Genomic DNA, 25,761 nt, shown 5'->3' on the forward strand with positions numbered 1-25,761 from the left:
CGTGCCGCCGGGGCCGGGTGTCAGGAGCGCCTGTCACGATGGAGGCGTGATCGCCTCCGCCTCCTCCCGCATCGTCGGCCTCGACGTCGCACGCGGGCTGGCCGTCCTGGGGATGTTCGCCGCGCACCTCGCGCCGTCCGAGCGCGAGATGGTCTGGGACGGGCGCAGCTCCGTGCTGTTCGCCGTCCTCGCCGGGGTCTCGATCGGCCTGATGACCGGTGGCGCCGGGCGCTCGACGCACCGCCTCCGCGACACCGGATCGATCCTGCTGCGCGGGCTCTACCTCCTCGTGATCGGGGTGCTGCTCACCTTCCTCGGCACGCCGATCGCGGTGATCCTCCCGCACTACGGGGTGATGTTCGCCGTCGCGGCTCTGCTGCTGTTCCTCCCCAGGGCCGCTCTCGCCGCCCTGGTAGTCCTCTTCGCCGTGATCGGTCCGGTCGTCGTCGACGAGCTCACGGTGTCGATCGGCGCCTGGGGCGCCACGCTCTCGCCCGAGCAGTCGCTGCTGGTGAGCATGCCCGCGACCTGGCTGACCCAGTACTACCCGGTGCCCTCCTGGCTCGCCTACATCGTGCTGGGGCTGCTCGTCGCCCGGTGCGACGTGCGATCGCCCACGACGCAGCGCTGGCTGGTCCTCGGCGGATTCGCGGCCGCCGTGATCGGCTACGGAGGCGGCCTCGTGCTCGGCGGCCCCGAGAGCGTCGAGGCGCACTCGAGCAGCACCGCCGAGATCCTCGGAGCGGGCGGAGTCGCCGCGATCGCGATCGGCGCCCTGACGGCGCTCACGGATCGCGTCCGCCTGCTCCGCACGGTGACCGCTCCGATCGCCGCCGTCGGCGCCATGCCGCTCACCATCTACTCGGTGCAGCTCGTCGCCCTGGCGGTCTACCTGGTGCCCTACGAGCCGTTCGACTTCGACGCCTGGCGCAGCTGGGGCCTGCTCGCCGCGTTCGTCCTCTGCTCGATCGGGTTCGCCCTGCTCTGGCGCCGGTTCGTCGGGCAGGGACCCCTCGAGTGGCTGCTCTCGCGCGCGTCCCTCCGCCCCCGGCGCCCCGTCGTCGCAGCATCGCTGGGCTAAAGTGGCCCGATGATCACGCGACGCGAGGCCGCACAGCGCCTCGACATCCCCGTCGAGATGGCGACGCGGCACGGACTGCCCACTCGCCTCTCCGACGAGGAGTTCGCCGCGCTCGAGCAGGAGCCGCCGCCCTGGCTGGTGCAGTCCCGCCAGAACCGCACCGGTGCGCGCCCGGTCTGGGTGACGCTCGACTGCGCGATCTGCGGCCGCTCGGAGGCCGCGCGCCCCAAGAAGTGGTGGCCCGACTTCACCTTCCTCGTCTGCGAGGACCACGCTCCCAGCGAGTGGCCGCACCACCCCGAGGGTCACCGCCGCGACGAGTACGACGGCATCGGCACCCGCTTCGTCGGCGTCCTCGACTCCCCCGCGTAGCCGCTCGCCCCGGCTCGGCCCCGGTGCCGTCTGCAGGCGACCGTGCGGTCTGCAGGCGTTCGTGCGGTCTGCAGGAGGAGCCGCTCCTTCAGGCGAGAACACACGGCGGAGAGCGCCTTCCCGCCGTGACCTCCTGCAGATCGCACCCGGGCCGCGCCACAACTCAGAACGGGCCCCCGAGGAGGCCCGTTCTTCACTGCAGCGTCGCCGCTGCTACTCCCACTCGATGGTGCCGGGTGGCTTCGACGTGACGTCGAGCACGACCCGGTTCACCCCGCTCACCTCGTTCGTGATGCGATTCGAGATCCTGGCGAGCAGGTCGTAGGGCAGGCGGGTCCAGTCGGCCGTCATCGCGTCCTCGGACGAGACGGGGCGCAGCACGATCGGGTGGCCGTAGGTGCGGCCGTCGCCCTGGACGCCGACGGAGCGCACGTCGGCCAGGAGCACGACGGGGCACTGCCAGATCTCGGTGTCGAGACCTGCCGCCGTCAGCTCGGCGCGGACGATCGCGTCGGCCTCCTGGAGCAGGTCGAGCCGCTCCTGGGTCACCTCGCCGACGATGCGGATGCCGAGGCCCGGGCCGGGGAACGGCTGGCGGCCGACGATCGTCTCGGGCAGCCCGAGCTCGCGGCCGATCGCGCGCACCTCGTCCTTGAAGAGGGTGCGCAGCGGCTCGACGAGCGCGAACTGGAGGTCTTCGGGGAGGCCGCCGACGTTGTGGTGCGACTTGATGTTCGCAGTGCCGGTGCCGCCGCCCGACTCGACGACGTCGGGGTAGAGGGTGCCCTGCACGAGGAAGTCGATCGAGGCACCCTCGCCCTGGGCCTCGAGCACGAGCGCCTCGGCGGCGCCCTCGAAGCTGCGGATGAACTCGCGGCCGATGATCTTGCGCTTCTGCTCCGGGTCGCTGACGCCGGCGAGCGCATCGAGGAACTGCTCGCGCGCGTCGACCGTGACCAGGCGGACGCCGGTCGCCGCGACGTAGTCCTCCTCGACCTGCCGGCGCTCGCCCTTGCGGAGCAGGCCGTGGTCGACGAACACGCAGGTCAGCTGGTCGCCGACGGCGCGGTGCACGATGGCAGCGGCGACGGCCGAGTCGACGCCTCCGGAGAGGCCGCAGATGACGCGACCGGAGCCGACCTGCTCTCGGATCAGCGCGACCTGGTCCTCGATCACGTTCGACGAGTTCCAGTCGGCCGGGATGCCCGCGGCGCGGTGCAGGAAGTTCTCGATGACGGCCTGGCCGTAGGCCGAGTGCTTCACCTCGGGGTGCCACTGCACTCCGTAGAGGCGGCGCTCGTCACTGCCGAACGCCGCGACGGGGGTCGACGTGGTCGAGGCGAGGACGTCGAAGCCCTCGGGAGCCTTCGCGACCGAGTCGCCGTGGCTCATCCACACGGTCTGGTCGACCGGCTGGTCGCCGAGCAGCACGCCGCCGTCGAGCGACACCGCGGCGTCCGTGGCGCCGTACTCGCGGAGACCCGTGTTCGCGACCTCTCCGCCGAGCGTCTTCGCCATGACCTGGAAGCCGTAGCAGATGCCCAGGACGGGGATGCCGAGATCGAAGATGGCGGGGTCGAGCTGCGGCGCCCCCTCCTCGTACACGCTGGACGGGCCTCCGGAGAGGATGATGCCGACCGGAGACTTGGCCGCGATCTCGGCGGCGGTCGTGTTCGAGGGCACGATCTCGGAGTAGACGTTCGCCTCGCGGACGCGACGCGCGATCAGCTGTGCGTACTGGGCGCCGAAGTCGACGACGAGGACGGGCTGGGCGGCGAGGTGCGGCTGCGCCGCCTCGGGGCCGGGCTGCTGGTCACTGATGGGGGGCCTCCACGGAGTCGGTCGGGGTCTGAGGGGACTGGGGGGTCCGGGGGACGGCACCGCGGCGGGCGAGGTACTGCTCGACCTCGCGGGCGATGCGGCCCTCGACGAAGAAGGAGAGCGTGGGGATCACTCCGCCGAGCGCGATCAGGATGAAGCGGCTGAACGGCCAGCGCATCAGGCTCCACAGCCGGAAGTCGGAGAAGAGGTACACGACGTAGAACCAGCCGTGCGCGATGAGGATGCCGGTCGAGACGTTCGCCCCCGTCCCGCTCGAGCGGAACTCGCCTCCGGGGACCTCGTACATCGGAGCGAAGTGCAGCACGCCCTGCTGGCCGAAGGCGAAGAGCTCGAGGTGGAACACGTACTTCAGCAGCATCTCGGCGCAGAGCAGGAGCAGCATCACGCCGGTGATGATCGAGGTCACCCGGTAGAAGCGGAGCGCGCTCCGGATCGCAGGGAACTGCGCGGGCTTGGGCTCGAGGGGCATGGGGTCCAGTTTACGACGCGGCGGACGGGGCGGCGGCCCGGGCGAGCTCCTCGGCGTCGAGGGCCTCCTCGATCTCGCGCTCCCAGGCGTCGCGCACGAGGCGGTACCAGAGGTAGAGGGCGAAGCCGGCGAAGACCACCCACTCGATCGCGTAGAAGACGTTGAGCCAGTTGAGCGAGACGTCGCTCTGCCGCGCCGGAGAGTCGATGGCGCCGAGGCCCGCGACGGGCTCGTCGACGACGACGTAGCCCTGGTAGACGTCCTGCGGAGGATCGGGCCAGCGGTTGATCAGCGCCGGGATCGACAGCGCCGTCAGGGTCATCGGATCGACGCCCTCGGCGGGCGCCTCGGCGGCCTCGTTCGCGACGAGCCGGCCCTCGACGGTCGTCGGCGGCGCCTCGCTCCCCGCGTTCAGCCGCTCGGCGACCTCGCGCGCGGTCCCCTCGTCCCGCGTCCAGCCGTAGGCGACGACGAGATCGGCGGAGTCGGTGCGCGTGCGCGCGATCACCCACCAGCCCTCGTCTCCGCCGTTCAGGCGTCCGCCGAGCACCTCGGCTCCGCCGGGCACGAGGACCGACGACGCCTCCACGCGCTGGCCGTCGGCGGTGGCCGTGATCGGCTTCGAGGGTGCGGCGACCTCGTCGAGCGGCAGCACCGTCTCGGAGATCCCGCTGTCGGGAGCGGCCGCGTCGACAGCGCGCCCGATCTGCCACTGGCCGAGCGCGGCGAAGAGGCCGGCGATGACGAGGGCGAGGAGCAGCGCGCCGATCCAGCGGGGACGCCGCGCGACCTGCCAGACCGTGCTCTGCGTCATGCGTCCCCCGTTCGTGCCGGATCCGCCGGCGAGCGCGGACCCGACGAGCCTAGCCCGTGAGAATGAGAGCTCCCGGGGATCAGTAGTCGGGCTCGACGGGGCGGCGCGGACGCCCGGAGTCGGCTCCGTCGGACTGCTGCATGGCCTGGTCGATGAGGGCCTGGCGCATCGGATCGGGGAACTCGTCGTCGAGCTCGTCCCGCTCGATCGGCCGCGCGGGCACGGGGGCGATCACGACGCCGGAGGTGTCGGTGTCCTCCTGCAGGGCGGGCGCGGCCATGGCCGCCTCGACGAGAGCGAAGTCCTCGTCCGCCATGGCGGGCCGTCCCGCGGGGGCCGGCCGCCGGCGGCGCCGCGACAGGAACAGGCCGATGCTCTCCGAGCGCGAGGCGAGGATCGGCCCGATGATCGCCATGACCAGGACGTACAGGCCGGCGAACGGCTGGATCCGCTCGTCGAGTCCGGCCGAGAGCGACAGCGTGGCGAGGATCAGCGCGAACTCGCCCCGGTTGTGCAGGATGAACGCCGCGTTCAGGCCCGCCCTGGGGCCGAGCTTGTTGAGCCAGGCGACGAACTGGCCGGCGCCGAGGTTCAGCACGATCGTCATCGCGGAGGCGGCGATCACCGGCACGACGACGGCCGGGAAGGCGCTCGGGTCGAGATTCAGCCCGAAGTTCACGAAGAAGAACGCGCCGAAGACGTCGCGGAGCGGGATGGCGATGTGCTCGACGCGCGAGCGGAACCGCGTGGCGCCGATCACGAGTCCGATCAGGAACGCGCCGATCGCATCGGTGACGCCGAGGACCTCGCCGATGCCGCCGAAGAGGAGGGCGAGGCCGAAGAAGAGGATCGTGAAGAGCTCGTCGTCACGGGTCCGGAACAGCCGGGAGACGACCCGCCCGCCCCAGCGCGCGACCGAGAACATCACGACCAGGAACGCGAACGCGATCAGCAGCTTCAGGATCACCGGCCACGGCTCGGTCTCGCCCGAGAGGACGACCGAGACGATCGCCAGGTAGACGGCGATGAAGATGTCCTCGACGACGGTCACGCCCAGGATCATCGGAGTCTCGGGGTTCGCGAGCCGCTTGAGCTCGATCAGCAGCTTGGTGACGATCGCGCTCGAGCTGGTCGCGGTGATGCCGGCCACGACGAGCGCCTCCTGGCTGCCCCAGCCGAGCAGGAACCCGAAGCCGAGCCCCGCCGCCATGTTGACGCCGATGTAGGTGCCGCCCGACAGGATCAGCCGGCCGGCGTTGCCGAAGAACTCGTCCTGGTCGAATTCGAGACCGAGGTTGAAGAGCAGCAGGATCAGACCGAAGACGGCCGTCAGCTCGATGTAGGTGGAGTCGAAGTCGAGCGGGAACCAGTCGAAGTTCGGGCTCGCGAGCAGGCCGACGACCATGTAGATCGGGATCGCCGGAAGTCCGATCGTCCGCCCCAGGCGGCCGAGGACGTACGCGACGACGAACAGGATGCCCAGGACGATGAGGTCTTCGCCGTGGTGCATCCTCAGACTCCGGGCGGCGTCTCGGGGGCCTTGGCGAACACGCCGGAGCGGAAGAAGGCGAACGCCTTCGCGACCTTCTCCGGGCTGCCCGCGACGACGAGGGTGTCGCCGGGGAACACGCGGAAGTCGGGCGCGGGCGCCGGGTTGGCCGCGTCGCCGCGGACGACGGCGACGACCGTCAGCCCGACGATGCCGCGATCGGCGGGCTTGCCGAGCTGCTGCCCCGCGATGTGGTCGTCGTAGTCGACGGTGAACCAGTCGATCGAGAGGCCGGGGATCTGGTCGAGCGCGGTGAGCGACTCGGTGATCTGCGTGCCGCCGAGCAGCTCTGCAAGCGTGTGCGCCTCATCGTCGTTGAGACGGAGCGAGACCTTGGCGCCGTCCTGGTCGCCCTCGGCGAAGGTGATGAGGTCGCTGTGCCCCGAGCGGTGCGCGATGACGCCGACCTTGCCGCCGTCGGCCGTCAGGAACGTGTGCAGAACACCGACTCCGGGCAGCTTGACCCTGCGGACCTCGACCATGCGTGCTCCATCCGCGCCGGACGGCGCCTGTATCTCCGGGGACCCGTCCAGCTTAGGCGCGCCGCGCCGCCCGGGTCTCTCGTTCGCCAGCGGCTGACGAAGCGCCGCCGCCGCGCACCCTCCGCACGACGGCAGGACGCGAGAGGACGCGAATCGGGACTTCTCCGAGCGGAGCGCCCGGTATCTGTCCACTCCTGCGGGTCGCACCCCGCGAGTGGACCTGATCCGGGCGTTCACCGGCGTCCGGACCCCTGCCGGAGTCCGGTCGGGTCCCGCCGGCATCGTCAGCTGGGCTGGTAGGGCGCGACGACGACCTCGACGCGCTGGAACTCCTTGAGGTCGGAGTAGCCGGTGGTCGCCATCGAGCGGCGGAGCGCGCCGATCAGGTTGGCGGTGCCGTTCGAGTCCGTCGCGGGTCCGTAGAGGACCTGCTCGAGGGTGCCGACCGTGCCGACCTGCACGCGGCGGCCGCGGGGCAGCTGCTGGTGGTGCGCCTCCTGGCCCCAGTGCCAGCCGCCGCCGGGAGCGTCGGTGGCGCGGGCGAGCGCGGTGCCGAGCATGACCGCGTCGGCGCCGACCGCGACGGCCTTCACGATGTCGCCCGAGGTGCCGAGGCCGCCATCGGCGATGACGTGCACGTAGCGTCCGCCCGACTCGTCGAGGTAGTCGCGGCGAGCGCCGGCGACATCGGCGACAGCGGTGGCCATCGGCGCCTGGATCCCGAGGGTGGCCCGCGTGGTCGAGGCGGCGCCGCCTCCGAAGCCGACGAGCACCCCCGCGGCGCCCGTGCGCATGAGGTGCAGTGCTGCGGTGTACGTCGCGGCCCCGCCGACGATGACGGGCACGTCGAGCTCGTAGATGAACTTCTTGAGGTTGAGCGGCTCGGTGTCGCGCGACACGTGCTCCGCCGAGACGGTGGTGCCGCGGATGACGAACACGTCGACTCCCGCATCGACGACCGTCTGGTACAGCTCGGCCGTGCGCTGCGGCGACAGCGCCCCGGCGACCGTGACGCCCGCGGCCCGGATCTCGTTGAGCCGCGCCGTCACCAGCTCCGGCTTGATCGCCTCGGCGTAGATCTCCTGCATCCGCTGCGTCGCCCGCTCGGCCGGCAGCTCGCGGATCTCGGCCAGCAGCGGCTCCGGATCCTCGTACCGCGTCCACAGCCCCTCGAGGTCGAGCACGCCCAGCGCCCCGAGCCTCCCCAGCGTGATCGCCGTCTTCGGCGACACCACCGAGTCCATCGGCGCCGCCAGGATCGGCGTCGTGAATTGATAGGCATCAATGGCCCACTTGACCGACACCACTTCCGGGTCGCGCGTGCGGCGGCTCGGAACGACGGCGATGTCGTCGAAGGCATAGGCCCGGCGGGCGCGCTTGGCGCGCCCGATCTCGATCTCAGTCACCGGAGGAGTTTACCGGTGCTCATGAGCCGCGCGCCTCGCGACGCTCGTTGCACGGCCGCAGTCGGCCCCCACGAACGGTCGCGTCCCACAGAGCGTCCTCCGTCCGCGCCACGACGATCCGCTGAGACGCGGATCGCCGGTCACCGCTCCCACCTCACGAAGTTCCCGCCTCGAAGCCGCCCGCGCCTGAGTCCGCGAGCACGCAATGGCGCAGTCGCGGTGGGCGAAGCCCACTCGCGCTGCGTCGCTCGGTCACCAGAAGACTGCTGTGCTGCCTAGAGAGGTGGCGGATCGCGACGGCGGCCCCTCCGGTGTGGTGGGCGTATGGGCCGAAGGCCCATCGGGCAGAGGGGCCGCCGTCGCGATCCGACGCCGGCCCCTCCCCAGAAGCAGAACTCAGCGCCGGTAGTTCGGCGCCTCCACCACCATCTGCACATCATGCGGATGCGACTCCTTGAGCCCCGCCGCCGTGATCCGCACGAACCTCCCGCGCTCCTTCAGCTCCGCGATCGTCCGCGCCCCCACGTAGAACATCGACTGCCGCAGCCCGCCCGCGAGCTGATAGGCCACATTGGCCAGCGGCCCGCGATAAGGCACCTGCCCCTCGATCCCCTCGGCGATCAGCTTGTCGTCGCTCGGCACGTCCGACTGGAAGTAGCGGTCCTTGGAGTACGACGTGCGCTCCCCGCGCGTCTGCAGCGCGCCGAGGGATCCCATGCCGCGGTAGTTCTTGTACTGCTTGCCGTTCTGGAAGACGAGGTCGCCGGGGCTCTCCTCGCAGCCCGCGAGGAGCGAGCCGAGCATGACGGTGTCGGCACCGGCGACGAGGGCCTTCGCGATGTCTCCGGAGTACTGGAGCCCGCCGTCGGCGATGACCGGGACGCCGGACTCGCGGGCGGCGAGGGAGGCCTCGTAGACGGCGGTGACCTGGGGCACGCCGACGCCGGCGACGACGCGGGTGGTGCAGATCGACCCGGGGCCGACTCCGACCTTGATGGCGTCGGCGCCCGCATCGACGAGCGCCTGGGCGCCGGAGCGGGTGGCGACGTTCCCGCCGATGACGTCGACTCCGGCGAAGGCCGGGTCTGACTTGAGGCGCCGGATGATGTCGAGGACGCCCGCGGAGTCGCCGTTGGCGGTGTCGACGACGATGACGTCGACTCCGGCCTCGAGGAGCGCCGTGGCGCGCTGCCAGGCGTCGCCGAAGAAGCCGATGGCCGCGCCGACGCGGAGTCGACCCGAGGCGTCCTTGGTGGCGTTGGGGTACTGCTCCGACTTGTCGAAGTCCTTGACCGTGATGAGCCCGGCGAGCTTGCCCTGCTCGTCGACGAGCGGGAGCTTCTCGATCTTGTGCTGCGCGAACAGCGCGATGACCTCGCTGTCGGGGATCCCGACGCGGCCGGTGATGAGCCCGGAGCTGGTCATCACGTCGCGGACGAGGGTCGACGCCTTCTCGAACGGCGAGACGAAGCGCATGTCGCGGTTGGTGATGATGCCGACGAGGACGCCGGTCGAGTCGACGACGGGGAGTCCGCTGATGCGGTACTGCCCGCAGAGGTCGTCGACCTGGGCGACGGTCGCGTCGGGAGTCGTGGTGACGGGGTTCGAGACCATCCCGGACTCGCTGCGCTTGACGCGGTCGACCTGGTCGGCCTGGTCGGCGATCGAGAGGTTGCGGTGCAGGATGCCGATGCCGCCCTGGCGGGCCATCGCGATCGCCATCCGCGCCTCGGTCACCGTGTCCATCGCCGCCGAGAGCAGCGGAGTCGCGACGGTGATGCGCTTGGTCAGCCGGGAGGTCGTGTCGGCCTCGCTCGGGATGACGTCGGTGTGCCCGGGGAGGAGCATGACGTCGTCGTAGGTGAGTCCGAGGAATCCGAAGGGATCCGGCTGGTCCATCAAGGCCCCTTAACAGGTCGACTTTGGGTGCACGGGAGAGGAGGGAGGAGCGTCCGGCCCGAGTGCCCCGGAAGCTCAATCTTAAGCGTCGGGAGGGGTCGTCTATTCCGCACGGACGGAGGGTCCGGAGCGCAAGCACTGCGGTTCCGGCGCGCGGGAGCGCTCTCCTCCCCGCATAATGTCGTCACGCACACGTGCCGACGGGGAAACACCGCCGACACATGCGGAACGTATGGTCAACCAACGTTGTTTGACGACGGCGATCCGGCCTGCCCACCAGGGCGCGCCTGGAGACCCCATCCGTCTGTGCACCCTGACGAGAGGTAGACGTCTTGCTCACAGCCAGCCGTTCGACGCGCCACAAGCGCTCGACGACCCCGCATCCGACGGACCGGGAGGTGCCCCGTGGATAGGAGGCCTCCGAGACTCTCCGCGCTCCGCGACCGGCTCCTCGCGCTCGGCCTGCTCGCCGCGACCCTCACCGGGATCGCCGCGGCCGCGCCCGCCGCACTCGCCGAGACGAGCGCCGACCAGTCGATCATCTCGTGGGTCCGCGTCCAGGGCACGAACGAGAACCTCGCGGGAGTGACCGTCGAGATCGAGGGCGACGCCACCGCGAGCGTGACCACCGGCGACGACGGGCGGGCAACCTTCCCGCTCGACGCGGCGGGCACCTACACCGTGACCGTCGACGAGGAGACGCTCCCCGCCGACAAGGGCTACCCGGCCGCCGGTCAGAACCCGAAGGAGGTGAAGATCGTCGCCTCGCAGAACCAGATCGTGAACTTCATCGTCTCGACCGCGAACCCCAAGGGCGCGGGAGCCACGGCCCCGGACCTGTCCGACACCCCGTCGGCCTCCGCCACCGAGGGCACCACCGGCAACGGCGCGACGAACCCCGACGGCACCTCGAACGCGATCACTCCGCCCGTCTCGGCCGACACCTTCTGGATCATCTTCTGGCCCAAGGTCATCACCGGTCTGATCTTCGGCCTCCTGATCGCCCTCGCGGCGATCGGCGCCTCGCTGATCTACGGCGTGACCGGGCTGAACAACTTCGCGCACGGCGAGCTCGTCACCTTCGGCGCCCTGATGGCCTACCTCTTCTCCGGGGTGTTCGGGCTGCCCGCGCTGCTCGCGATCCCGATAGCGGTGATCCTCGGAGGCGCCTTCGGCTTCGCGCAGGACGGCCTGCTCTGGAAGCCGCTGCGCAAGAAGGGCATCCAACTCATCCCGCTGATGATCGTCACCATCGGTCTCTCGCTGGCGCTGCGCTACACCTTCGTGTTCTTCTTCGGCGCCGACCGCCTCTCGCTCCCCAACAGCACCGCTCCGTTCTTCACGGTGCCGGCGCTCGGGATCAGCCTGAAGTTCACCGACCTCGTCGGAGCCGTCATCGGCGTCATCTGCATCGTCGGCGTCGCCTTCGTGCTGACGAGTACGAAGATCGGCAAGGCGATGCGCGCGGTGTCCGACAACCGGGCCCTCGCCTCGGCCTCGGGCATCAACGTCGAGCGGGTCATCCGGGTCGTCTGGGTGATGTCGGGCGCTCTGGCCGCACTGGCGGGCGTCTACATCGGCTACTACCAGTCGCTGCGCTGGGACACCGGAGCGTCGATCCTGCTGCTGATCTTCGCGGCGATCACGCTCGGCGGCCTGGGCTCCGCCTACGGAGCACTGGTCGGCTCGCTCATCATCGGGCTGATGATGAACATCTCGACCATCTGGATCCCGGAGAACCTCAAGTACGTGGCTCCGCTCGTCCTGATGATCATCATCCTGCTGGTCAGGCCGCAGGGAATCCTCGGTCGCAAGGAACGGATCGGCTGACACCATGAACCTCAACTTCATCTGGCTGGCGATCGGGCAGATCGTCGACCCCACCGTCGCCGCCTACGCCCTGGCGACCATCGGCCTGGTCATCCACTTCGGCTTCACCGGTCTCCTCAACTTCGGACAGGCCGGATTCATGGCGGTCGGCGGCTACGCCTTCGCCATCACCTCGGTCAAGTTCGAGTGGCCCGTCTGGGGCTCGCTCCTCGCGACGATCGTCGCCGCGACGGTGTTCGCGCTCATCCTCGGCATCCCGACGCTCCGGCTGCGCGCCGACTACCTGTCGATCGTGACGATCGCGGCCGCCGAGATCATCCGGCTCTCCGTCAAGACGCCCGAGTTCTCGGCGGTCACCGGAGGCTCGGAGGGCATCAACGGCGCCGCGCGCGCCTTCAACGACCTCAACCCGCTCCCCGAGGGGCGCTGGGGCATCGGCATCCTGACCTACAGCCAGGACCAGTGGTGGGTGCGCATCGTGGGCTGGACGCTCGTCCTGCTCGCCTGCCTCCTGGTCTTCCTCCTGATGCGCAGCCCCTGGGGCCGCGTCATCAAGGGGATCCGCGAGGACGAGGACGCCGTGCGCTCGCTCGGCAAGAACGTCTTCTCGTACAAGATCCAGGCGCTGATCCTCGGCGGCGTGCTGGGCGGCCTGGCCGGAGCGCTGTTCATCCTGCCCCGCTCGCTGCAGCCCGACAACTACGGCACGCAGCTCACGTTCTTCCTCTACACGATCATGCTGCTGGGCGGTGCCGCGACGGTCTTCGGACCGGTCGTCGGCTCGATCATCTTCTGGGTCGTGCTGGGCCTGACCGACGGTCTCCTCACACTCGGGATCGACACCGGGGTCCTCGACAACGACCTCATCCGCCTCACCACCGTGCAGACCGGCCCGATCCGGTTCATCGTGGTGGGGGTCGCGCTCATGCTCCTGGTGATCTTCAGACCCCAGGGGATCTTCGGCAAGAAGAAGGATCTCCACTTTGCCTAAAACGCCGGTCTCGGACATCACCGAGGAAGTCATCGTCCCCGGGGTCAAGAAGAAGGACCCCATCGTCGTCGCCGACAACGTGAGCCGCCGATTCGGCGGCCTCACGGCGGTCGACGTCGCCCACCTCGAGATCCCGCGCGGATCGATCACCGCCCTCATCGGCCCCAACGGTGCCGGGAAGACCACGTTCTTCAACCTGCTCACCGGGTTCGACAAGCCCAACACGGGCAAGTGGAACTTCAAGGGCAAGAACCTCGCGAACGTGCCCGCCTACCGGGTGTCGCGGATGGGGATGGTGCGCACCTTCCAGCTGACCAAGGCGCTCGGCGGCATGACGGTCCTCGAGAACATGCTGCTCGGCGCCAAGGGGCAGAAGGGCGAGAACATCCTCACCTCGCTGATCAAGCCCCTGTGGTCGAAGGAGGAGGACACGATCGAGGCGCGCGCGATCCGCCTGCTCGAGAAGTTCAAGCTCGACACCAAGAAGGACGACTACGCGTCGAGCCTGTCGGGCGGCCAGAAGAAGCTGCTCGAGATGGCGCGCGCGCTGATGTCGGAGCCCGAGCTGGTCATGCTCGACGAGCCGATGGCCGGCGTGAACCCGGCACTGACGCAGTCGCTCCTGGGCCACATCGTGAACCTGAAGGACGAGGGCATGACCGTCCTCTTCGTCGAGCACGACATGCACATGGTCAACACGATCGCCGACTGGGTGATCGTGATGGCCGAGGGCAAGGTCGTCGCGGAGGGCCCGCCCTCCACCGTCATGAACGACCAGGCCGTCATCGACGCCTACCTGGGCGCGCACCACGACACCGATCTGGGCACCGTCGAGGGCCAGCTCGAGATCGCCGAGGAGATGGAGTCGGACCTCGTGCGCGAGGACGTCGAACGGCAGGCGCAGGAGACCGGCATCGTGCCCCCCTCCGCCGCGCCCGCCTCACCGGCGGTCGACTTCGGGAAGGATTCGAAATGAGCGTCGAGACGCCGAACACCCTCGAGACCCACGACCTCCACGCGGGGTACGTGCCGGGGGTCAACATCCTGAACGGCTCGAACGTCTACGTGAAGCGGGGCGAGCTCGTCGGCATCATCGGCCCCAACGGCGCCGGCAAGTCGACCCTCCTCAAGGCGATGTTCGGGCTGGTGAACATCCGCCAGGGCACCGTCATCCTGAACGGCGAGGACATCACCGGGCAGAAGGCCGACAAGCTGGTCTCCAAGGGCGTCGGGTTCGTGCCGCAGAACAACAACGTCTTCCCGTCGCTCACCATCGAGGAGAACCTCGAGATGGGCGTGTACCAGAAGCCGAAGACGTACCGCGAGCGACTCGAGTTCGTGACGGAGCTCTTCCCCGAGCTGGCCAAGCGCCTCAAGCAGCGCTCGGGCTCGCTCTCGGGCGGCGAGCGCCAGATGGTGGCGATGTCGCGGGCCCTGATGATGGACCCGTCGATGCTGCTGCTGGACGAGCCGAGCGCCGGCCTCTCCCCGATGCGCCAGGACGAGACGTTCGTGAACGTCCAGCGGATCAACCGGGCCGGGGTCTCGATCATGATCGTCGAGCAGAACGCCCGCCGCGCTCTGCAGATCTGCGATCGCGGCTACGTGCTCGACCAGGGCCGCGACGCCTACGAGGGCGCCGGGCGCGAGCTCATGAACGACCCCAAGGTGATCGAGCTCTACCTCGGCACACTCGCGACGACCAACGAGGTCACCACGAGCACGCCGACCGTCGGCGGCTGAGACCGCCGCACCACCGAGGGCCCGTCGTCCGCCGAGAGGCGACGGCGGGCCCTCGTCGTCCTCCGGAAGGATCGCATGCGACGCATCGCGGGAGCGGCCGTCCTCGCCGCCATGGCGGCGCTGCTCTCGGGCTGCGCGCCGGACCTCGCGACGGAGCTGCCCGAGGGAGTGAGCGTCGGCATCCGGCAGAACCGCGACGACTACGGTCCGCGGCGCATCGAGGTGCTGATCGAGAACGGCACCGGCGCTCCGCTCGACGTCTGGGAGGCACGGCTCGACTCCTCCGCCTTCGCCGAGGCCGTCGCGACCGTCGAGCCCACGACCATCCGCGCCGGCACGACGACGGCGCTCCGGCTGGCGCTGCCGGCGCCCGACTGCTCGGCGGGCGAGGTGGGGGCGACCGTGCGCCTGGCCTTCACGCAGGGCGACGTGTCGGGGACGGTGACGCTCGCGCCGGAGGACCCGTTCGACAGCATCACCCGGATCCACGACGAGGACTGCCTCGCCGAGCGCCTCGCCGACGTCGTCTCGATCGTGCCCGGCGACACCGTCGTCGTCTCGGAGGAGGGCGGGGAGCCCGTCGCGCATCTGACGCTCACGCTCACCCCGACGGGCGGCACCGGGGCCGTGACCGTCGAGGGCGTCGCGCGCACGATCCTGCTGCGCCCCGCCTCGGGCGCCGACTCCTGGCCCGCGAGCGCGCGGCTCGACTCCGGTTCGGCGCCGATCGTGCTCGATCTCGCGATCGTGCCCAGCAACTGCAACACCCACACGGTCTCGGAGGACAAGCGCGGGACGTTCCTGCCCGTCTCCGTCGCGATCGAGGGCGGGGCCTCCGGAGTCGTCTCCATCGGCGTCGGCGACGCCGTCCGCGGGGCGCTCTACGACTACATCGCCGAGGACTACTGCCGGTGGTGAGGGACGACGCACGCGAGGATCTCTCCGATGCAGCGCCCCCCGTGGGAGGGACGGGTGAAGGGGGGTCGTGCCGTAATTTTGGGGACACGAGACGTCGCTCCCGCCAGGACAGACGGACCCTTCCTCCCTGATCGGAGACGGATTCCCTCACGCGGCAGGCCGACGGATCCGCCAGACGGGCGCGCGACGGATGTCCTGCGCCGACCGCCTTCGAAGGAGCCGCCATGAAGAGCTACACCCCTGCACCCGTCGCCCTCGGAGCGACCTTCGGGACCGGTGCGATCGGCGACTACGACCGCTGGTCGGTCGTCGGGGTGTACGCGCAGGTCGTCATCGCCGAGACCACCGGAGGCAAGCGCCGCAACTACAGCCGCTCCTTCGTCACGTACCGCCTCGCGCAGGAGGCGGAGCTGCTCCGCGCCTCCTAGCCCGCGCAGACACGACACGATCGAGCGCGCGTCCCCGTCAGGCGGACGCGCGCTGGATCAGTTCCGTCGGGAGGATGATGGCCGCCGGCCTCTCCCCCGCGATGCTCTGCAGCAGCAGCCGCACCATCTCGTAGCTGATCCGCTGGAACGGCTGCCGCATCGTCGTGAGCGCCGGGTCGGTCGACAGGGCGACGATCGAGTCGTCGAAGCCGCCGACCGAGACGTCCTCCGGAACGCGCCGGCCCGCACGGCGCAGCGCGTCGATCGCGCCGGCCGCCATGCGGTCGTTCGCCGCGAACACCGCGTCGAGATCGGGGTGCGTCTCGAGCAGCTCGGTCATCGCCCGATCGCCGCTGGCCCGGCCGTAGTCGCCGTAGCGGACGAGGGCCTCGTCGTAGGCGTCGCCCAGCTCGCGCCGGTAGCCGGCGAGGCGGGTGAGACCGCCGGGCAGGTCCGGCGGTCCGGCGATGGTCGCGACCCGACGGCGGCCCTTCGAGCGCAGGAACGCCACCATCTCGCGGGCGCCCTCCTCGTCGTCGGCGGCGACGTAGCCCATCCGCTTCTCGTAGCCCAGCGGGATGCCGCAGGCGATGGCGGGCACAGCGAGGTCCTGGATCTCGCGCAGGAGGCCCTGGCCGCCGTGCGCCGAGACCAGGAGCACGCCGTCGACGTGACCGGCACCGAGGTAGGCGAGCGCGCGCTTCTGCTCGGCGGTGCTGCCCGCCATGATCAGCACGAGCGAGACGGCGCGCTCGGCCAGGGCCGCCGCGGCTCCGGTCAGCAGGGTCGAGAAGTTCGGGTCCTCGAACAGCAGCTGGTGCTCCTCGGTGAGGAGGAACGCGACCGAGTCGGTGCGGTTCGTCGCGAGGCTCCGCGCGTGCGGATTCACGCGGTAGCCGGTCTTCTTGATCGCGGCCTCGACGGCGAGCTTCGCGTCCGGGCTGACCCACTTGCCTCCGTTGAGGACCCGCGACACTGTGCCGCGCGACACTCCCGCCTCGAGGGCGACGTGCTCGATCGTCGGACGCTGTCGGCCGGAGGCGGTGGTCACCCGGTCAGCTTAGGGTGCCCGGCGCCCGCGACCGAGGTCACGCCTTCACCGCGCCCGCGGCCAGGTCGACCTTCCAGAACCGCTGCAGGACCAGGAAGATCGCGATCAGCGGGATCACCGAGAGCAGCGCTCCGGTGATGACGAGCGTGTACAGCGACGGAGCGGACGCACCCTGGTTGAGCAGCCCGTTCAGGCCGACGGTGAGCGGGAACAGCTCGTCGTTGCCGAGCATGATGTACGGCAGCATGAAGTTGTTCCAGATCGCGACGAACTGGAAGAGGAAGATCGTGACGAGTCCGGGCAGGAGCATCGGGGTCGCGATCCTGGTGAAGATGTACATCTCCCCGGCGCCCTCGGTGCGAGCCGCCTCGATGACGTCGGTGGGGACGGCGGCGGCGGCGTAGATCCGCGCGAGGTAGATGCCGTACGGGCTGATGATCTGCGGCAGCAGCACTCCCCAGAAGGTGTTGGTCAGCCCGACGTTCGCGAGCAGGAAGTACTGCGGGATGGCGAGGATCACGCCGGGTACCAGCACGCCCATCAGCAGGACGTTGAAGACGACCTTCTTGCCCGGGAACTCGAACTTCGCGAGCACGTAGCCCGACAGCGCCGAGATCCAGGTGGAGGCGATCGCGCCGATGCCGGCGTAGAGCGCGGTGTTCAGCATCCAGCGCCAGAAGAGTCCGTCGCGGTACGAGGTCAGCGCGACGATGTTGTCGATCAGGTGCGAGCTCGGCGCGAGGGTGAACGTCGAGAAGAGCTCGCCGCCGTCCTTCGTGGAGGCCATCAGCACCCAGAACACGGGGAAGAGGCAGTAGATCGCGCCGACCAGGAGGATGCCGGTCGAGATCGCGCTCGGCCGCTCCCTGCGGGCGAGGGGCGAGCGCGAGGCGCGCGGGGACGGTGCTGCAGTGCGGGAGCGCGGGGCGGTGGTGGCGGTCATGGATCAGTCCTCCTGTCCGAAGGCTCGCTTCTGCACGACCCGGAGGAAGAGGAAGGAGATGATGAAGGTGGCCAGGGCGATCACGACGGAGGTCGCCGCGGCGGAGTAGATGTCGTCGCGGGTGAACGCGTCGCGGTAGACGAGCATGAGCGGCGACCAGCTGGTCGAGAGGCTGTTGGTGAGCGGGCGCAGCGTGGTCGGCTCGGCGAAGACCTGCAGGGTCGCGACCATCGAGAACAGCGCCGTCATCACCAGGGCCGGCGCGAGGATCGGGATCTTGATCCGCAGGGCGATCTGGACCTCGCTCGCCCCGTCGATCCGGGCGGCCTCGTAGATGTCGCTCGAGACCGCCTTCAGCGAGGTGTAGATGACGATCATGTTGAAGCCGACTCCGCCCCACAGCGCGATGTTGGCGATGCCGAAGATCACCGCTCCGGAGGAGAGCAGGCTCGGCGCATCCCAGCCGAGGCGTTCGAAGACGTAGTAGAAGGGGCTCACCGCGGGGAGGTAGAGGAAGCCCCAGAGCAGCGAGCTGATCACGGCGGGCACCGCATAGGGCAGGAAGATCGAGATCCGCGAGAAACCGACGGCGCGGGTGCGCTTGGAGTCGAGGAGGAGCGCGAAGAGCAGCGCGAGGCCGAGCATGCACGGGATGAGGATGAGGCCGTAGAGCAGCACCCGGCCGACGCTGGCGGCGAACTCGGGGTCGGACAGCGCCGAGACGTAGTTCTCGATGCCGGCGAACACCTGCTTCTGCGCGCCCGAGCCCAGACCCAGCCCGCTGACCTGCTTCTTCTGGAAGCTGAGGAACAGGGTGTAGAGGATGGGCGCGGCCATGAAGGCGACGAAGAGCACGATGCCCGGCGCGAGCATCGCGTACGGCACGCCGACGCGGGAGCGCCAGCCGGCGCGGCCTCGGGAGGCGGGTCGGCCCCGGCCGCTCGGCGGCGCGGTGCCGTCGGCGGGTCGGCTGATCGTGGGAGCGGTCATCGCTGGTCCTCGTCCTGCTTGCTGAGTGGTTCGAGTGCGGCTGCGGCCGCACGGGAGGGGGGCGGTGAGGAGGCGGGGACGCGTGGCCCCCGCCTCCGTCACCGCTACTTCACGGAGAAGCCGCTGGAGACCAGGTCGTCCTCGGTGATGGACTGCATCGAGGCGACGGCGTCGACGAAGGCCTGCTTCGTCTTGGCGTCGGCGGCCTTGGCGAACTCGTCGTTGTAGGCGCTGAAGGCCACGTTGACGTTGGGCCCGTAGGTGAACGACGACACGGTGTCGGCGGCCTCGGCCGCGACGTCGTAGAAGTCGGCCTGGGTGCTGAAGAACTCGGGCGAGGTCGTCAGAGCGTCCGAGGCGGCCTCGGTCGCGGCCGGGTACACGCCGGAGATGTCGGCGAGAGCGGCGACCGCTTCGGGGTCGCTGTTCAGCCAGGTGGCGAACTCGACCGCGGCGTCGACCTTGTCCGACTGCGTCGTGATCGCCGTGCTCGAGCCGCCCCAGTTGCCGTTCGAGGGTGCGGAGGCGTCCCACTGCGGCAGCGGGGCAGCGGTCCAGAGACCCGCGGTGTCGGGGGCGTTGCCGCCGAGGACTCCGGGAGCCCAGACCGAGCTGATCCAGCCGACCTGCGAGCCGTCGTTCAGGCCGGCGTTCCACTCGGGGGTGTACATCGGCTTGTTGTCGATGGCACCCTCCTCGACCAGGCCGCCCCAGTAGTCGGCGACCTTCTCGGTGGGGCCGGCGTCGATGTCGACGCCCCAGCTCTGGTCGTCGATGGACCACCAGGAGGCGCCCGCCTGCTGCGTGAGACCGGCGAACCAGCCCGCGTCGTTGGCCGAGAACGTGCCGAGGTACTTCGACGGGTCGGACTGGTGCACGGCGCGCGCCACCTCGGCGTACTCGTCCCAGGTGGTGGGGATCGCGAGGCCGAGGCTGTCGAGGATGTCGGTGCGGTAGTAGGCCATCATCGGGCCGGAGTCCTGCGGGATCGCGTAGACCGCGTCTCCGCCCAGGGTGACCGACGACCAGACGCCGTCGGAGTACTCGCCCGCGAGGTCGTCCGGGATCTCGCCCGAGAGGTCGGCGAGCGCGTCGGAGGCGACCAGCGTCGGGATCTTCTGGTACTCGGCCTGGATCAGGTCGGGGGCGCCGCTGCCCGCCTTGATGGCGGTGAGCAGCTTGGTGATGGCGGGGTCGCCGCCGTCCTGCTTGTTGACCGTGACCTGGATGTCCGGGTTCTCGGAGTTCCAGATGTCGACGACCTGCTCGAGGTTCGGAGCCCAGGCCCAGTAGTTCAGTTCTACCGGACCGGAACCGCCGCCGTCGCCCGAGGCGGTGCAGCCGGTGAGAGCCAGGGCGGCGACCGCCGCGGTGGTGATGGCTGCCCTGCGGAGTGATGTGCGCATTCGTCCTCCTTGTCGAAAGTGCTGTGGATGTGGTGCACAGGGCTCCGACGGGGGTGAGGACGACGGTGTGCCTGTGAGCGGTTACAGTTACACACGCCCTGACCGGGATTGTCAACTCAGGCGATCCGCGGGTTCGAGGGCTACTGCGCCGTTCTGTGCGGATCTGATCCGTGCTAGAACTGGGAGCGCACACAGTCAAAGGAGATCGACGCATGACCAGCGACCTCAGCACCCCCGTCGCGTCGGCGGCCCGTGAGAGCCCCCGCACCGCCGCCCTCGGCCGACCAGGACGGGCGCTGCTCGGCGGTCGCGCCGAGATCCGCTACGGCGGCGACTACAACCCCGAGCAGTGGCCCCGCGAGGTGTGGCACGAGGACATCGCGCTGATGCGCAGCGCCGGCGTGAACCTCGTCAGCATCGGGATCTTCTCGTGGGCCCTCCTGGAGCCGCGCGAGGGCGAGTACGACTTCTCCTTCCTCGACGAGCTGATCGAGCTGCTGCACGACGCCGGCATCGACGTCGACCTGGCGACCCCGACCGCCGCTCCCCCGGCCTGGTTCTGGGCGAAGCACCCCGCAGCGCGCCCCGTCACCCGCGAGGGCGTCACCCTCGGCTGGGGCTCCCGCGGCATGGTGAGCCCGAGCTCACCCGAGTACCGCGCGGCGTGCGTCGCGCTGACGGAGCGGCTCGCCGAGCGCTACGCGGCGCATCCGGCTGTCGTGCTCTGGCACGTGCACAACGAGTACGGCGCACCCATCAGCGAGGACTACTCCGAGGTCAGCGTCCTGGCCTTCCGTCGCTGGCTGCTGCGGCGCTACGGCTCCCTCGAGGCGCTCAACGCCGCCTGGGGCACGCTGTTCTGGGGTCAGGTCTACGGCGAGTGGGAGGAGATCGACGCCCCCCGCCTCTCGGCCAGCGTCGTCAACCAGACCCAGCGCCTCGACTTCGCGCGCTTCACCTCTGACGCCCTGCTCGAGTGCTTCACGGCCGAGCGCGACGCCATCAAGCGCTTCGCCCCGAGCACTCCCGTCACCACCAACTTCATGGCGACGAACTGCCCCTCCGTGGACCTCTGGAAGTGGCGCTCGGAGGTCGACCTCGTCGCCAACGACCACTACCTGGTCGCCGAGCGGCGCGACAACCACGTGCTGCTCGCGATGGACGCCGATCTCACCCGCTCCCTCGCCGGCGGTGCGCCGTGGATCCTGATGGAGCACTCGACCTCCGCCGTGAACTGGCAGCCGCGCAACATCGCCAAGCGCCCCGGCGAGCTCGCGCGCAACAGCATGAGCCACCTGGCCCGCGGGGCCGACGCGATCCTCTACTTCCAGTTCCGCGCCTCGCGCTACGGAGCCGAGAAGTTCCACTCCGCGATGCTGCCGCACGCGGGTGTCGGCAGCCGCGTCTGGAAGGAGGTCGTCGCCCTCGGCGACGAGCTCGCCGGACTGTCGGAGGTGCTCGGCTCGCGAGTGAGCGCCCGTGCCGCGATCCTGTGGGACTGGGAGTCGTTCTGGGCTCAGGACCTCGAGTGGCGGCCCTCGGTCGAGCTCGAGCACCGCGAGCGGGTCATCGCGTACTACACCGAGCTCTGGCGGCGCGGCGTCACGGTCGACTTCGCCCACCCCGGTGCCGACCTGTCCGGCTACGACATCGTCCTCGCGCCGGCGCTGTACCTCATCGACGACGCATCGCGCGCGAACCTCGAGGACTACGTGCGCTCGGGCGGCACCTTCCTCGCCTCCTACTTCTCCGGGGTCGTCGACGAGAACGACGCCGTGCACGCGGGCGGCGCACCGGGCGCCCTGCGCGAGGTGCTCGGAGTCGCGGTGCCGGAGTTCCTGCCGCTGTACGAGGACCAGGTCGTCACCCTGGGCTCCGGCGCCTCGGCGTCGGGCTGGGCCGAGGAGGTCGTGCTCGAGGGCGCCGACTCCGTCTCCGACTACACCGACGGCCCCGCCGCCGGGTCGCCCGCGGTGACCCGGAACCTGTACGGAGCCGGAGTCTCCTGGTACGTCTCGACGCGCCTCGCAGGGGACGACCTCGGCGCCGTGGTCGAGGACGCGCTGCGCGACGCCGGCATCGAGGCGGTGCTCGGCGAGCCCGGCCTCGAGACGGTCGTCCGCTCGGGCGACGAGGCCGACTTCGTCTTCCACCTCAACCACTCCGAAGCCGACGTCACCGTCGCGGCGACCGGTGTCGAGCTGCTCACCGGCGCGGATGCGGCGGGCTCGCTCGTCGTCCCCGCCGGCCTCGTGCGGGTGCTGCGCCGCCCGCGCTGACGTCTCGCGCCTCCCGACGGCCCGCCCGACCCTCCGGTCAGGCGGGCCGTCGGCGTTCCCGGTGCACGCTCTGCAGGTGCTGGTGCGGTCTGACGGTGCCCGTGCGATCTGCAGGAGCCGGTGCGATCTGCAGGCGATGCGCGCCGAGACGGCCGGATCACCGCAGGAACCGCTCCGGTGCGGGGCGAGCTCCTGCAGACCGCACCTCCGCCCCGCACGCGACACCCCGCGCACGACGAAGGGGCCCGGTCCGAAGACCGAGCCCCTGAGTGTCACGACCGGAGTCGTGTCACCCGATCGCTACTCGAGCGAGCCGTCGACGGTCTCCTCGAACGAGGTGACGTTGCCGGCCGAGTACTTGTAGATCGACACCGAGGCCTCGCTCGGGTCGCCGTTCTCGTCGAACGAGATCGGGCCGGAGAGACCGTTGTAGTCGATGTCCTCGTCGTCCGCGAGCAGCGCCGCGCAGTCGGCGAAGGTCGTGCACTCGGTGCCGTCCTTCGAGACGGTCTCGAGGTTGTCGCGGATGGTCGCGCCGTCCGTCGCTCCACCCTGCAGCGCCGCGAGGGCGAGCAGGACGGTGGCGTCGTAGGACTCGGGGGCGTAGCTGAACACCGTCAGCGGGTCGTTCCCCTGCTCCTCGACGAGAGCCTGGAGGTTGGACTGGAAGTCGTCCGACGCCTGCACACCCGGGTTGGTGAACTGGGCGCCCGCGATGTCGACGTTGGTGTCGGCCTCGCTGATGACGCCGTAGTTGCCGTCCGTGCCGTAGAGGTTCGCGAAGTCGAAGCCCTTCGCCGCGAGCTGCTCGGCGATGGTCGTGATCTCGTCGAACGAGATGACGACGAGCGCGTCGGGGTTCGGGGCGAGCACGGTGGTGAGCGCCGAGTTGAAGTCGGTCGAGGCCGGCTCGAAGATCTCCTCGGCCGCGACGGTCGCGCCGCCCGCCTCGAGGGTCTCCTTGATGTTCGACTCGAGGCCGGTGCCGTACGCGTCGTTCATGTACAGGATCGAGACGTTGGTCTTGCCGTCGCCCAGGATCTTGTTGCCGAGGATGCGGCCCTGCAGCACGTCCGAGGGAGCGGTGCGCCAGTAGTAGCCGTCGTCCTCGTAGGTGGTGAAGTCGGGCGAGGTGTTCGCCGGCGAGATCTGCACGACGCCCGCCTGGGTCACCTGGTCGATGAAGGTCTTCGAGACACCCGACGACGCCGCGCCGATGATCGCCGACACGCCGTCGGCGATGAGGGAGGTCGCGGACTGCGTCGCGATGTCGGTCGTGGTGTCGCCCGAGTCCTTCTGCTCGACCTCGATCGAGAGGCCGGCAGCGGCCTCGTTGATGTCGGCGACCGCGAGGTCGACGCCCGCGATCTCGGGCGGGCCGAGGACGGCCAGGGTGCCCGTCTGCGGGAGGATCGTGCCGATCTTCAGGGACAGGTCGCCGGAGGCTCCGCCTTCGCTGCCCGAGTCGCCGCTGTCGCCGCCACTGGCGCAGCCAGCGAGAACGAGAGCGCTGGCGCCCAGAATGGCGACGCCGCCGAGGGTTGCCCGGAGGGTCCGCGCGCGTGAGGCCGAACCGGCCTTCGCGTATACGCCCATGTTGCTCCTTGAGATGTGGTTGTCGTCAGAGCGGTGCCGGAGGCAACCGCTGGGCAAACGTAACCTTCGGAGCAGCCGTGAACAATACGGACGTGTTACGAACGGGTTTCGCGACCCGATCGTTACTTTCGACCGCAGCAACCGCTCTCTGCAACGCGATCCGCACTTCACGCCACCGTTCGGCGCCTCCGACGCTCGGCGGCGACCAGGTCGACTGAGAAGATCACCAGGGCCGCCCAGACGAGAGCGAAGCCGATCCAGCGCTCCGGCGGCATCGCCTCGTGGAGCACGAAGGCCCCGACGAGGAACTGCAGGATCGGCGTCAGGTACTGGATGAACCCGACGATCGACAGCGGCAGCCGGCGCGCGGCACCCGCGAACAGCAGGAGCGGCACCGCCGTCACGATGCCCGCCGAGGCGAGGATGAGCGCGTGACCCGGCCCCTCCGTGCCGATCGTCAGGCCGACCATCGAGCCGACGACGGCGAGCTGGACGAGGGCGAGCGGAGTCAGCCACAGCGTCTCGAGCGTGAGTCCGCCGACCGCGTCGATCCGCCCGCCGACCCGGCTCTTGACCAGGCCGTAGAGACCGAACGAGAAGGCGAGCGCCAGCGACACCCAGGGGAAGGATCCGTACCCGACCGCGATGACCAGCACGGCGACCGCGCTGATCGCCATCGCGATCCACTGCGCCCGGCGCAGGCGCTCGCGCAGCACGATGACGCCCAGCAGCACCGTGACCAGCGGGTTGATGAAGTAGCCCAGGGCCGCCTCGATGACGTGGCCCGTCGTCGTCGCGATGACGTAGACCTGCCAGTTGACGTAGATGAGCACTCCGGCGAGCGCCATGACCCCCAGGAGACGCGGCTCGCGGAAGAGGCCGAGGAAGCCCGGCCAGCTGCGGGTGACCGTGAGGAGCACGGCGCAGAAGACGAGCGAGAAGAGCACCCGGAGCGCGACGATCTCGAACGGAGAGGCCGGCGCCATCGCGATGAAGTAGAGCGGCATCGCGCCCCAGAGCAGGTACGCGCCGAAGCCGAACCACAGCCCCGTCGACGACATCGCACCGGAGTCGCGCGCCGCGGCGGGCCCCTCCACACCCTCTCCGACGGGGATGTCGGCGGTCGGGGGCCCGAAGGAGTCTGAAGGAGTACGGGAGGCGGACACTCCCCCGATGCTACGCAGCCGTTCGAGCGCCGTACGGCTCTCGACGGTCACGCGCCGGTCGGATCAGGCCACCTGTCGCGAGGAGGACCGGCCGGGGACGACGAAGGGCCCGGCGACCGAAGTCGCCGGGCCCTTCGCGGAACCGCCGGAGCGGAGGGCGTCCTAGCGGACGACGACCGCGAGGACGTCGCGCGCGGAGAGGACCAGGAGGTCGTCGCCACCGAACTTGACCTCGGTTCCGCCGTACTTGGAGTAGATGACCTTGTCACCCACGGCGACGTCGAGGGGGACGCGGTTGCCGTTGTCGTCGATGCGGCCGGGGCCCACGGCGACGACTTCGCCCTCCTGCGGCTTCTCCTTGGCAGTGTCGGGGATGACGAGACCGGAAGCGGTCACCTGCTCCGCTTCGACCTGCTTGATGACGATGCGATCTTCGAGCGGCTTGATGGACACCGACACGGTTGACCTCTTTCTTGACGACGTTGGGACGGAGCGCAGTCATTGGC

The 25,761-nt window shown here is 70.0% G+C and carries 23 protein-coding genes; 9 read left to right on the forward strand and 14 right to left on the reverse strand.

Going from position 1 to position 25,761, the window contains the following annotated elements; translation table 11 throughout:
* Positions 1-46 precede the first annotated feature (46 nt).
* Positions 47-1,081 carry a DUF418 domain-containing protein gene (locus GRS92_RS00485; protein ID WP_159852315.1) on the forward strand — a complete coding sequence of 345 codons (1,035 nt, stop codon included), beginning with the start codon at positions 47-49 and terminating at the stop codon, positions 1,079-1,081.
* Between the two features lie 9 nt (positions 1,082-1,090).
* Positions 1,091-1,453, forward strand: coding sequence for a hypothetical protein (locus GRS92_RS00490; RefSeq protein ID WP_159852317.1), 363 nt, complete (start codon positions 1,091-1,093; stop codon positions 1,451-1,453).
* A gap of 213 nt (positions 1,454-1,666) precedes the next feature.
* On the opposite strand, the gene guaA is transcribed toward GRS92_RS00490, so the two are convergent.
* The 7 genes from guaA to guaB form a co-directional block, all read right to left on the reverse strand.
* On the reverse strand, positions 1,667-3,274 hold the full coding sequence (guaA, locus tag GRS92_RS00495; protein ID WP_159853217.1) for a glutamine-hydrolyzing GMP synthase: 1,608 nt from the start codon (positions 3,272-3,274) through the stop codon (positions 1,667-1,669).
* A complete protein-coding gene (locus tag GRS92_RS00500) occupies positions 3,267-3,764 on the reverse strand; it encodes a DUF3817 domain-containing protein (protein WP_159852319.1) in 498 nt (165 codons plus the stop codon). Before GRS92_RS00500 ends, guaA begins: the two co-directional genes overlap by 8 nt.
* Before the next feature lie 10 nt (positions 3,765-3,774).
* Positions 3,775-4,578, reverse strand: coding sequence for an SURF1 family protein (locus GRS92_RS00505; RefSeq protein ID WP_159852321.1), 804 nt, complete (start codon positions 4,576-4,578; stop codon positions 3,775-3,777).
* Between the two features lie 79 nt (positions 4,579-4,657).
* Positions 4,658-6,088, reverse strand: a complete 1,431-nt coding sequence (locus tag GRS92_RS00510; protein WP_159852323.1) for a cation:proton antiporter — start codon at positions 6,086-6,088, stop codon at positions 4,658-4,660.
* A 2-nt stretch (positions 6,089-6,090) separates the two neighbouring features.
* Positions 6,091-6,609, reverse strand: a complete 519-nt coding sequence (locus tag GRS92_RS00515; RefSeq protein WP_159852325.1) for a cation:proton antiporter regulatory subunit — start codon at positions 6,607-6,609, stop codon at positions 6,091-6,093.
* A gap of 284 nt (positions 6,610-6,893) precedes the next feature.
* Positions 6,894-8,015, reverse strand: coding sequence for a GuaB3 family IMP dehydrogenase-related protein (locus tag GRS92_RS00520; protein ID WP_159852327.1), 1,122 nt, complete (start codon positions 8,013-8,015; stop codon positions 6,894-6,896).
* 396 nt (positions 8,016-8,411) lie between these two features.
* Positions 8,412-9,914: an IMP dehydrogenase gene (gene guaB, locus GRS92_RS00525; RefSeq protein ID WP_159852329.1), complete on the reverse strand. Its 1,503-nt coding sequence runs from the start codon at positions 9,912-9,914 to the stop codon at positions 8,412-8,414.
* A 405-nt stretch (positions 9,915-10,319) separates the two neighbouring features.
* Here guaB and GRS92_RS00530 point away from each other — a divergent pair, with 405 nt between their 5' ends.
* The 6 genes from GRS92_RS00530 to GRS92_RS00555 all read left to right on the forward strand — a co-directional run bounded on the left by GRS92_RS00530 (position 10,320) and on the right by GRS92_RS00555 (position 15,824).
* Positions 10,320-11,744, forward strand: coding sequence for an ABC transporter permease subunit (locus tag GRS92_RS00530; RefSeq protein WP_235021737.1), 1,425 nt, complete (start codon positions 10,320-10,322; stop codon positions 11,742-11,744).
* A gap of 4 nt (positions 11,745-11,748) precedes the next feature.
* The gene (locus tag GRS92_RS00535) at positions 11,749-12,735 is read left to right on the forward strand and encodes a branched-chain amino acid ABC transporter permease (RefSeq protein ID WP_159852331.1); all 987 of its coding nucleotides are present in this window, start codon (positions 11,749-11,751) and stop codon (positions 12,733-12,735) included.
* Positions 12,728-13,711 (forward strand): ABC transporter ATP-binding protein, encoded by a 984-nt coding sequence (locus GRS92_RS00540; RefSeq protein ID WP_159852333.1) that lies wholly within the window; start codon positions 12,728-12,730, stop codon positions 13,709-13,711. The genes GRS92_RS00535 and GRS92_RS00540 overlap by 8 nt, the downstream gene beginning before the upstream one ends.
* Entirely contained in the window at positions 13,708-14,478 is a 771-nt protein-coding gene (locus GRS92_RS00545; protein ID WP_159852335.1) for an ABC transporter ATP-binding protein, read from the forward strand. Before GRS92_RS00540 ends, GRS92_RS00545 begins: the two co-directional genes overlap by 4 nt.
* 75 nt (positions 14,479-14,553) lie before the next feature.
* A complete protein-coding gene (locus GRS92_RS00550; protein WP_159852337.1) occupies positions 14,554-15,396 on the forward strand; it encodes a hypothetical protein in 843 nt (280 codons plus the stop codon).
* Positions 15,397-15,620: 224 nt separating this feature from the next.
* The gene (locus GRS92_RS00555) at positions 15,621-15,824 is read left to right on the forward strand and encodes a hypothetical protein (RefSeq protein ID WP_159852339.1); all 204 of its coding nucleotides are present in this window, start codon (positions 15,621-15,623) and stop codon (positions 15,822-15,824) included.
* A 37-nt stretch (positions 15,825-15,861) separates the two neighbouring features.
* On the opposite strand, the gene GRS92_RS00560 is transcribed toward GRS92_RS00555, so the two are convergent.
* From GRS92_RS00560 to GRS92_RS00575, 4 genes are all read right to left on the reverse strand, one after another.
* Positions 15,862-16,875 (reverse strand): LacI family DNA-binding transcriptional regulator, encoded by a 1,014-nt coding sequence (locus GRS92_RS00560; protein ID WP_159852341.1) that lies wholly within the window; start codon positions 16,873-16,875, stop codon positions 15,862-15,864.
* Positions 16,876-16,912: 37 nt separating this feature from the next.
* A complete protein-coding gene (locus GRS92_RS00565; RefSeq protein WP_159852343.1) occupies positions 16,913-17,818 on the reverse strand; it encodes a carbohydrate ABC transporter permease in 906 nt (301 codons plus the stop codon).
* A gap of 3 nt (positions 17,819-17,821) precedes the next feature.
* Positions 17,822-18,808, reverse strand: coding sequence for a carbohydrate ABC transporter permease (locus tag GRS92_RS00570; protein WP_159852345.1), 987 nt, complete (start codon positions 18,806-18,808; stop codon positions 17,822-17,824).
* A 104-nt stretch (positions 18,809-18,912) separates the two neighbouring features.
* The gene (locus GRS92_RS00575; RefSeq protein ID WP_159852347.1) at positions 18,913-20,214 is read right to left on the reverse strand and encodes an ABC transporter substrate-binding protein; all 1,302 of its coding nucleotides are present in this window, start codon (positions 20,212-20,214) and stop codon (positions 18,913-18,915) included.
* A gap of 212 nt (positions 20,215-20,426) precedes the next feature.
* Between GRS92_RS00575 and GRS92_RS00580 the strand changes: the two genes are divergently transcribed.
* Positions 20,427-22,493, forward strand: coding sequence for a beta-galactosidase (locus GRS92_RS00580; RefSeq protein WP_159852349.1), 2,067 nt, complete (start codon positions 20,427-20,429; stop codon positions 22,491-22,493).
* A gap of 300 nt (positions 22,494-22,793) precedes the next feature.
* On the opposite strand, the gene GRS92_RS00585 is transcribed toward GRS92_RS00580, so the two are convergent.
* From GRS92_RS00585 to groES, 3 genes are all read right to left on the reverse strand, one after another.
* On the reverse strand, positions 22,794-24,089 hold the full coding sequence (locus tag GRS92_RS00585; RefSeq protein ID WP_159852352.1) for an ABC transporter substrate-binding protein: 1,296 nt from the start codon (positions 24,087-24,089) through the stop codon (positions 22,794-22,796).
* Between the two features lie 167 nt (positions 24,090-24,256).
* Positions 24,257-25,150, reverse strand: a complete 894-nt coding sequence (gene rarD / locus GRS92_RS00590) for an EamA family transporter RarD (protein WP_159853221.1) — start codon at positions 25,148-25,150, stop codon at positions 24,257-24,259.
* Positions 25,151-25,417: 267 nt separating this feature from the next.
* Complete coding sequence (gene groES / locus GRS92_RS00595; RefSeq protein ID WP_068251574.1) at positions 25,418-25,714, reverse strand: co-chaperone GroES; 297 nt, start codon at positions 25,712-25,714, stop codon at positions 25,418-25,420.
* Positions 25,715-25,761 lie beyond the last annotated feature (47 nt).

The organism is Rathayibacter sp. VKM Ac-2754, from assembly GCF_009807095.1.
Taxonomy (GTDB): Bacteria; Actinomycetota; Actinomycetes; order Actinomycetales; family Microbacteriaceae; genus Rathayibacter.

Excerpts from the sequence above, each read along its gene's own strand:
- GRS92_RS00490 (WP_159852317.1), top strand. The coding sequence starts at position 1,091 with ATGATCACGCGACGCGAGGCCGCACAGCGCCTCGACATCCCCGTCGAG.
- GRS92_RS00500 (WP_159852319.1), bottom strand. The coding sequence starts at position 3,764 with ATGCCCCTCGAGCCCAAGCCCGCGCAGTTCCCTGCGATCCGGAGCGCG.
- GRS92_RS00505 (WP_159852321.1), bottom strand. The coding sequence starts at position 4,578 with ATGACGCAGAGCACGGTCTGGCAGGTCGCGCGGCGTCCCCGCTGGATC.
- GRS92_RS00510 (WP_159852323.1), bottom strand. The coding sequence starts at position 6,088 with ATGCACCACGGCGAAGACCTCATCGTCCTGGGCATCCTGTTCGTCGTC.
- GRS92_RS00515 (WP_159852325.1), bottom strand. The coding sequence starts at position 6,609 with ATGGTCGAGGTCCGCAGGGTCAAGCTGCCCGGAGTCGGTGTTCTGCAC.
- guaB (WP_159852329.1), bottom strand. The coding sequence starts at position 9,914 with ATGGACCAGCCGGATCCCTTCGGATTCCTCGGACTCACCTACGACGAC.
- GRS92_RS00535 (WP_159852331.1), top strand. The coding sequence starts at position 11,749 with ATGAACCTCAACTTCATCTGGCTGGCGATCGGGCAGATCGTCGACCCC.
- GRS92_RS00545 (WP_159852335.1), top strand. The coding sequence starts at position 13,708 with ATGAGCGTCGAGACGCCGAACACCCTCGAGACCCACGACCTCCACGCG.
- GRS92_RS00550 (WP_159852337.1), top strand. The coding sequence starts at position 14,554 with ATGCGACGCATCGCGGGAGCGGCCGTCCTCGCCGCCATGGCGGCGCTG.
- GRS92_RS00555 (WP_159852339.1), top strand. The coding sequence starts at position 15,621 with ATGAAGAGCTACACCCCTGCACCCGTCGCCCTCGGAGCGACCTTCGGG.
- GRS92_RS00565 (WP_159852343.1), bottom strand. The coding sequence starts at position 17,818 with ATGACCGCCACCACCGCCCCGCGCTCCCGCACTGCAGCACCGTCCCCG.
- GRS92_RS00570 (WP_159852345.1), bottom strand. The coding sequence starts at position 18,808 with ATGACCGCTCCCACGATCAGCCGACCCGCCGACGGCACCGCGCCGCCG.
- GRS92_RS00575 (WP_159852347.1), bottom strand. The coding sequence starts at position 20,214 with ATGCGCACATCACTCCGCAGGGCAGCCATCACCACCGCGGCGGTCGCC.
- GRS92_RS00580 (WP_159852349.1), top strand. The coding sequence starts at position 20,427 with ATGACCAGCGACCTCAGCACCCCCGTCGCGTCGGCGGCCCGTGAGAGC.
- GRS92_RS00585 (WP_159852352.1), bottom strand. The coding sequence starts at position 24,089 with ATGGGCGTATACGCGAAGGCCGGTTCGGCCTCACGCGCGCGGACCCTC.
- rarD (WP_159853221.1), bottom strand. The coding sequence starts at position 25,150 with ATGTCGTCGACGGGGCTGTGGTTCGGCTTCGGCGCGTACCTGCTCTGG.